The organism is Streptomyces sp. RKND-216, from assembly GCF_004795255.1.
GTDB lineage: Bacteria > Actinomycetota > Actinomycetes > Streptomycetales > Streptomycetaceae > Streptomyces > Streptomyces hazeniae.
Map to the genome: position 1 here is coordinate 3,740,276 of NZ_SSBQ01000002.1, position 7,225 is coordinate 3,747,500.

General features: G+C 72.0%; 6 protein-coding genes. 5 read left to right on the forward strand and 1 reads right to left on the reverse strand.

Annotation, left to right across the window (positions count from 1 at the left end; all coding sequences use genetic code 11):
* The first annotated feature begins 12 nt into the window (after window positions 1-12).
* The 4 genes from manA to E4198_RS16715 all read left to right on the forward strand — a co-directional run bounded on the left by manA (window position 13) and on the right by E4198_RS16715 (window position 4,877).
* Window positions 13-1,263, forward strand: a complete 1,251-nt coding sequence (manA, locus tag E4198_RS16700; protein ID WP_136183865.1) for a mannose-6-phosphate isomerase, class I — start codon at window positions 13-15, stop codon at window positions 1,261-1,263.
* Window positions 1,264-1,305: 42 nt separating this feature from the next.
* Window positions 1,306-2,244, forward strand: coding sequence for a cation diffusion facilitator family transporter (locus E4198_RS16705; RefSeq protein WP_136183866.1), 939 nt, complete (start codon window positions 1,306-1,308; stop codon window positions 2,242-2,244).
* A gap of 300 nt (window positions 2,245-2,544) precedes the next feature.
* Complete coding sequence (ahcY, locus tag E4198_RS16710; RefSeq protein ID WP_136183867.1) at window positions 2,545-4,008, forward strand: adenosylhomocysteinase; 1,464 nt, start codon at window positions 2,545-2,547, stop codon at window positions 4,006-4,008.
* Window positions 4,009-4,178: 170 nt separating this feature from the next.
* Complete coding sequence (locus E4198_RS16715) at window positions 4,179-4,877, forward strand: hypothetical protein (RefSeq protein WP_247597717.1); 699 nt, start codon at window positions 4,179-4,181, stop codon at window positions 4,875-4,877.
* 26 nt (window positions 4,878-4,903) lie between these two features.
* Here E4198_RS16715 and E4198_RS16720 read toward each other — a convergent pair whose 3' ends face one another.
* A complete protein-coding gene (locus E4198_RS16720) occupies window positions 4,904-5,887 on the reverse strand; it encodes an RDD family protein (RefSeq protein ID WP_136183868.1) in 984 nt (327 codons plus the stop codon).
* A 155-nt stretch (window positions 5,888-6,042) separates the two neighbouring features.
* Between E4198_RS16720 and E4198_RS16725 the strand changes: the two genes are divergently transcribed.
* The gene (locus E4198_RS16725) at window positions 6,043-7,050 is read left to right on the forward strand and encodes a stage II sporulation protein M (RefSeq protein WP_136183869.1); all 1,008 of its coding nucleotides are present in this window, start codon (window positions 6,043-6,045) and stop codon (window positions 7,048-7,050) included.
* The last annotated feature ends 175 nt before the right edge of the window (window positions 7,051-7,225 follow it).

Below are 7,225 nucleotides of genomic sequence, written 5' to 3' on the forward strand. Positions count from 1 at the left end.
GCCCGTCACCCCATGGACCGTCTGCAGAACACCGTTCGCCCCTACGCCTGGGGCTCGCCCACCGCCCTGCCCGAGCTGCTCGGCGAACACCCCACGGGCGCACCGCAGGCGGAGCTGTGGATGGGCGCCCACCCGGGCGCGCCGTCCCTGGTCGACCGGGGCAGCGGGCCGGTCCCCCTCTCCGAGGTGATCGCCGCGGACCCGGAGGGCGAGCTGGGCGCGGCCGCGGTCGCCGCCTTCGGCCCCCGGCTGCCGTTCCTGCTGAAGCTGCTCGCCGCCGCGCAGCCACTCTCCCTCCAGGTGCACCCGGACCCTGCGCAGGCCGTCGCCGGCTTCGCGGACGAGGAGGCCCGGGGCATCCCGCGCGACGCGCCGCACCGCAACTACAAGGACGACCAGCACAAGCCCGAACTCCTCGCCGCGCTCACACCGTTCGAAGGGCTGTGCGGCTTCCGGCCGGCCGCCGAGGCCGCCGGACTGCTGGCCGCCCTGGACGTCGACGGACTCAAGCCCTACGCCGACATCCTGAGGGCCAGCCCCGAGGAGGCCGCCCTGCGCGAGGTGCTCACCGCTGTCCTCTCCGCGGACCGTGACGAGGTCGCGGACACCGTCCGGCAGGCGGCGGCCGCGGCGAGCCGCCTCGCCGGGGAACCGGGACCGCACGCCGAGGACTACGCCGCCTACGCGGGCATCGCGCGCCACCATCCTGGCGATCCCGGCCTGCTGGCCGCGATGCTGCTCCACTTCGTCCGCCTGCGACCGGGGGAGGCGCTCTACCTCGACGCCGGGGTGCCGCACGCCTACCTGTCCGGGCTGGGCGTGGAGATCATGGCGAGCTCGGACAACGTGCTGCGCTGCGGCCTCACACCGAAGCACGTGGACGTGCCCGAACTGCTGCGCGTTGTGCGGTTCGAGGCGACCGGGCCGGGTGTGCTGGTGCCCGAGGCCGACGCTGACGGTGCGGAGGTGTACCGGACGCCCGTCGGCGAGTTCCGGCTGTCCCGGCACGTCCTCGCGGCGGGCGGCGCACCGCGGAGCCTGAACGCGCCGGCGGCGCAGATCGTGCTGTGCACGGACGGGGAGGTGACCCTCGTCGACGAGGCGGGGCAGCAGGCCGCGGCGGGCGGGGACCCGTCCGGCACCACGGGGGAGCCGGGCGGCGAACTCCGCCTGGCCCGGGGGCGATCCGTCTACCTTCCGGCCTCCGCCTGTCCGCGCGTTTCCGGCGAAGGTACGATCTTCCGCGCCACAGTGGCCGTCTGACACGAGGCGGCTGGGCCTCCACCAGAAAGGGACCCTTCGCACATGAGTGCATCAGGCGGAACGAAGGCGATCGTCGCCGCCCTGGCAGCCAACCTGTCCATCGCGGTGGCCAAGTTCGTGGCGTTCGCCTTCAGCGGCTCGTCCTCGATGCTCGCCGAAGGGGTTCACTCCCTGGCTGACTCGAGCAACCAGGCGCTCCTGCTGGTCGGCGGCAAGAAGGCGAAGAAGACCGCCAGCGAGGAGCACCCGTTCGGCTACGGGCGCGAGCGCTACATCTACAGCTTCATCGTCTCCATCGTGCTCTTCTCGGTCGGTGGCGTCTTCGCCCTCTACGAGGGCTACGAGAAGATCGTTCACCCCCACGAACTCAGCAACTGGTGGTGGCCGGTCGGCGTGCTGGTCTTCGCGATCATCGCGGAGGCGTTCTCCTTCCGCACCGCCATCCAGGAGTCCAACGCGGTCCGCGGCTCCCTCACCTGGACGCAGTTCGTGCGCCGGGCCAAGGCGCCGGAGCTTCCGGTCGTGCTGCTGGAGGACCTGGGCGCGCTCGTCGGCCTCTTCCTCGCGCTCCTCGGCGTGGGCCTCGCGGTGCTCACCGGCGACTCCTTCTGGGACGGCCTCGGCACCATCTGCATCGGCGTCCTGCTGGTGCTGATCGCGATCGTGCTCGCCGCCGAGACCAAGTCGCTGCTGCTGGGCGAGTCCGCGGACGCGTCGCAGGTCCGCGCGATCCGCGAGGTGCTGGTCGACGAGGAGACCGTGACCGGCGTGATCCACATGCGCACTCTGCACCTCGGCCCGGAGGAACTGCTCGTGGCGGCCAAGATCGCCGTCCGGCACCACGACTCGGCCGCCGACGTCGCCCGCGCGATCGACGCGGCGGAGGCCCGTATTCGCGAGGCGGTGCCGATCGCTCGGGTGATCTACCTAGAACCGGACATCTACCGGCCGGCCACCGAGAAGGCGGACGCCGGAGTCTGACCTGCGGGAACGCGTGAGGGCGGCCGGGCGGAAGCCCGAGCCGCCCTTGCGTTTCCCCCACCCCATCCGTTCGACTGGACGGGCGGTGTAGATTCGTAGCAACACAGTCGTCGCTGCTGATGGCGGTCGGGCGGCCCGGACGATCGGGCCACCGAGGGAGAGAGGGCCTCCGACGGACTGGGCTGCGGGCAGGGGACACGTGCGTCGTGATGCGTCACGCGCGTCGGCGTGTGCCTCGTGAAAGCGCCGCGGCACGGACAGTCAGCCTTACCTCGACATCCCCGAGGAGATGCAGTTCGCATGACGACGACCGCCACGACGTCGACGCACGACTTCAAGGTCGCAGACCTCTCTCAGGCCGTATTCGGCCGCAAGGAGATCACCCTCGCCGAGCACGAGATGCCCGGCCTGATGGCGATTCGCGAGGAGTTCGCCGCTCAGCAGCCGCTGGCCGGCGCCCGGATCACCGGCTCGCTGCACATGACCGTGCAGACGGCCGTGCTCATCGAGACCCTCACCGCCCTGGGCGCGCAGGTCCGCTGGGCCTCCTGCAACATCTTCTCCACCCAGGACCACGCGGCGGCGGCCGTCGCCGTCGGCCCGGACGGGACTCCCGAGAACCCGCAGGGCGTCCCCGTCTTCGCCTGGAAGGGCGAGACGCTGGAGGAGTACTGGTGGTGCACCGAGCAGGCACTGACCTGGCCGGGCGCCGAGACCGGCGGCCCGAACATGATCCTGGACGACGGCGGTGACGCCACCCTCCTCGTCCACAAGGGCGTCGAGTACGAGAAGGCCGGCGCGGCCCCCTCGGTCGACACCGCCGAGAACGACGAACACCGGGTCATCCTCCAGCTGCTGAACCGCACGCTGGCCGAGACCCCGCAGAAGTGGACGCAGCTGGCATCGGAGATCCGCGGGGTCACCGAGGAGACCACCACCGGCGTGCACCGCCTCTACGAGATGCACCAGGCCGGCACGCTGCTGTTCCCGGCGATCAACGTGAACGACGCGGTGACCAAGTCGAAGTTCGACAACAAGTACGGCTGCCGCCACTCGCTCGTCGACGGCATCAACCGGGCCACCGACGTCCTGATCGGCGGCAAGGTCGCCGTGGTCTGCGGCTACGGCGACGTCGGCAAGGGCTGCGCGGAGTCCCTGCGCGGCCAGGGCGCCCGCGTGATCGTCACCGAGATCGACCCGATCTGCGCACTCCAGGCCGCAATGGACGGCTACCAGGTGGCTCGGCTCGAGGACGTCCTCGACACCGCGGACCTCTTCATCACCACCACCGGCAACCGCGACATCATCATGGCCGGCGACATGGCCCGGATGAAGCACCAGGCGATCGTCGGCAACATCGGCCACTTCGACAACGAGATCGACATGGCCGGCCTCGCCGCGATCGAGGGCATCGTCAAGGACGAGGTGAAGCCGCAGGTCCACACCTGGACGTTCCCGGACGGCAAGAAGATCATCCTGCTGTCGGAGGGCCGCCTGCTGAACCTGGGCAACGCCACCGGCCACCCGTCGTTCGTGATGTCCAACTCGTTCGCGAACCAGACCATCGCGCAGATCGAGCTCTTCACCAAGCCGGAGGCCTACCCCACCGGCGTGTACGTGCTCCCCAAGCAGCTCGACGAGAAGGTCGCCCGCCTCCACCTGGAGGCGCTGGGCGCCCGCCTGACCGAGCTCCGCCCGGAACAGGCGGACTACATCGGCGTGCCCGTCGAGGGCCCGTACAAGCCGGACCACTACCGGTACTGAGCGGCCGGGCCGGGCCCGTCCGTCCGGCCCCGCCCACCGCACACCCCGCAGGCCCCCGACCTCCCGGTCGGGGGCCTGCGCCCGTCGCACGCGGGCCGCCCGCCGGGCCGGCACGGCCGGTCGGCAGGCGCCGCGCGTACCCGTTTGCGCACGCACGTAGGCTCGCTGCCATGCCTCGCGGCCGCTACTCCCTCCACGACCCCGACGACCACGCCCCGCTCGGCGAGGAGCACTTCCACTGCGCCACCGGCCCTTCCGGTTGGAGGTACGTCTCCCAGCTCCTCACCCCCTCCGGCGATCCCGCCGGTTCCGTCGACCTCACCCTCGACACCCTCGGGCGCACTCTTCGCCTCGAACTGCGGGCCGGTGACTGGCAGGTGCGCGGCGCCACGATGGACGGCGTCACCTGGGTCCGCACCGACCCGGCCGGGCGGCACGCGCAGGAGGGGAACGCCAAGGCCCACGGCTTCACCGGAGCTTCCCCCGCCTTCCTCGTGGCGACGGCCCGCCTGCTGCGACCCAGGCCCGGAGCCCCCGCCACCCGCGTTCGCCTCGTCTCCTTCGCACCCCCCGTTCTCGCGCCCCGCACCCTCGACCGGTCCTGGCACCTGCGTTCCACGGAAGCACACGCCACCGACAACGACCCGCTAACGGTGGAGAACTACCAGGTCACCGACCTGGAAACCGGCGAGGAGCAACCCGTGCACCTCGCGGGGGACGTGGTGCTCGCAGCCCCGGGCGTCGAGCTGGAGGACCTGGAATCGCCGCCGTCCACCTTCCCGGAGATCCCCGCCGGCTTCGCGGATCATGACCAGGACCCCGACCAGGACCCCGACCAGACCCACGGGGAGGACCCCCGGGAGGCGTGAGGCCCGTGCCGCCCGCGCGGCGACGCTCAGGCCGGAGGGACGAACCCGGTGCCCGGGCCCGGTGACGTGCCGCCGTCCACGGCCCGGTCCTGAGAGCGGCGAGCAGCCGCGGACCGGGCACCCGCCCCGCAGCCACCCCGGGGCGCGTCCCCGCCCGGCGGAGTCCACCGCTGTCCGAGGGACGGCGCAGCCGACGGGGCGGCTCCTGCCGCCGGGGCCCCGACGTAGCGCGGGGCCGTTCCCCGCGCGGCTCCGGCGCCCGCCGGGCCGAAAGCGCGCCGGGCGTCCCGTGCCTGCCGTTCCGCCAGCACGCCCGCGAGGTAGTGGGGTGGCGGCACGTCCGCAGGAGGCGGCGCGCCGGTGCAGGCAGCGAGGTCGGCCGTGAGCCGTTCCGCCATCCCCCGGCTCACCGCCTGATCCAGCTGGCCCGCGCGCATCAGGTACTGCCGGACCGCCAGCCACAGCCCCTCCGGCACCCCGGACAGATCCAGCCCCGCGAAGCGTCCCTCCAGCCGGACCGGAGGCGGCGGAGCCTGCTCGGAGCGCACGGACGGTACCCGCTCCCGCACGACCAGCGTCCCCGCGAACACGTCGCCGAGCCGTCGGCCACGCTCCGACACCAGTGACGCGACGCACGCCACCACCCCCGAGGTCAGCAGGATCTCCACGACCCCGACGGCACCACGGGTCAGCGCGTGCCGGAAGCGCACGGGGCCGCCGTCCTCCCGCACCACGCGCAGGCCGAACACCAGCTTCCCCACCGACCGCCCGCGGCTCAGCGTCTCGACCGCGATCGGCAGCCCGACCGGCACCAGCAGGAACAGCGCCACCTGCACCGCCGCCACCGCCGCAAGGTCCAGCGAGGAGACGGTGCTGAGCAGCAGCAGGGACAGCGCGACGTACAGCGACCACACGAGCAGCAGGTCGATCAGCACCGCGCAGGCGCGGCTGGGCAGGCGCGCCGGCCGCAGCCCGAGGACGACCGCGTCCCCCGTCACCAGCTCGTTCACCCGGCACACCCTCCTCGCCCACCGATGAATCCCCGGAACCTGAACCCGGAACCGACGGCCTCCGCCTCGATGCGGCACCGGTCCCGGCCGGAACGTCGTCGCTCCGGGTAGCAACAGTCTGCCGCCCCCGCCAACGAGTCTGCCAAGCTCTCCGCATGGACCTGGACGTCTTTGTCTTTGCCCACCGCGCGGACTGGGAGCGCCTGGAGACGCTGCTGCGCCGCCGTCGCAAGCTGACCGGCGCCGAGGCCGACGAACTGGTCGCTCTCTACCAGCGCACCTCGACCCATCTCTCCCAGGTCAGGTCTGCTTCGCCCGACCCGGAGCTCACCGGCCGCCTGACGAGCCTCGTCGCCCGGGCCCGCAGCACCGTGACGGGCGCCCGCCGGTCGTCCTGGCGCGACGTCGGGCGCTTCTTCGCGGCCGGATTCCCGGCTGCTGTCTATCGCGCGCGGCACTGGTGGGTCCCCACTGCGCTGCTCTCCACGGTCGTGGCAGCTGCTCTCGGTTGGTGGATCGGCGCGCACCCGGAGATCCAGGCGGCCATCGCCGCGCCGGACGAACTACGGGAGCTGACCCGCCCGGGCGGCCAGTACGAGTCCTACTACTCCAGTCATCCGGCGACCTCCTTCGCGGCCCAGGTGTGGACGAACAACGCCCGCGCGGCGGCGATCTGCCTGGTCTTCGGTGTGCTGCTCGGCATCCCCGTCCTGTGGGTGCTGTTCCAGAACATGCTGAACCTCGGCATCGGCATCGGACTCATGTCCTCCGCAGGGCGGCTGGACACCTTCCTCGGTCTGGTCCTCCCCCACGGCCTCCTCGAACTGACCGCCGTCTTCGTCGCCGCCGGAACGGGCCTGAGACTCGGGTGGACCGTGATCGACCCCGGACCGCGAACCCGACGAGCCGCGCTCGCGCAAGAGGGCAGATCCGCACTGGGCATGGCTCTCGGCCTGGCCGCCGTGCTGGCGGTGTCGGGCGCCATCGAGGGCTTCGTGACCCCCTCCGGCCTGCCGACGTGGGCACGCATCGCCGTCGGAGTCGCCGCGGAAGTCGCGTTCCTCGTCTACGTCTACGCGGTGGGCCGCCGGGCCGCTCGCGCGGGCGAGACGGGAGACGTCGAAGCGGCCGACAGGACGGCCGAGGCGCCCGTCGTCGCCTGATGTGCATCGGGGGCGATCAACCTGCTACGCTTTCCGAGCCCCCAGGGAACCGTTGACGCGGTGCTCCAGGGGGTGTAGATTGGTGAAGTTGCCCCAAACGCGGTCAGCGTGGGAGCATCATCACTGAACTTCTGAAGCTTCGAGGTCGCCACCTTTTCGAAGGAAAGCGACAGGG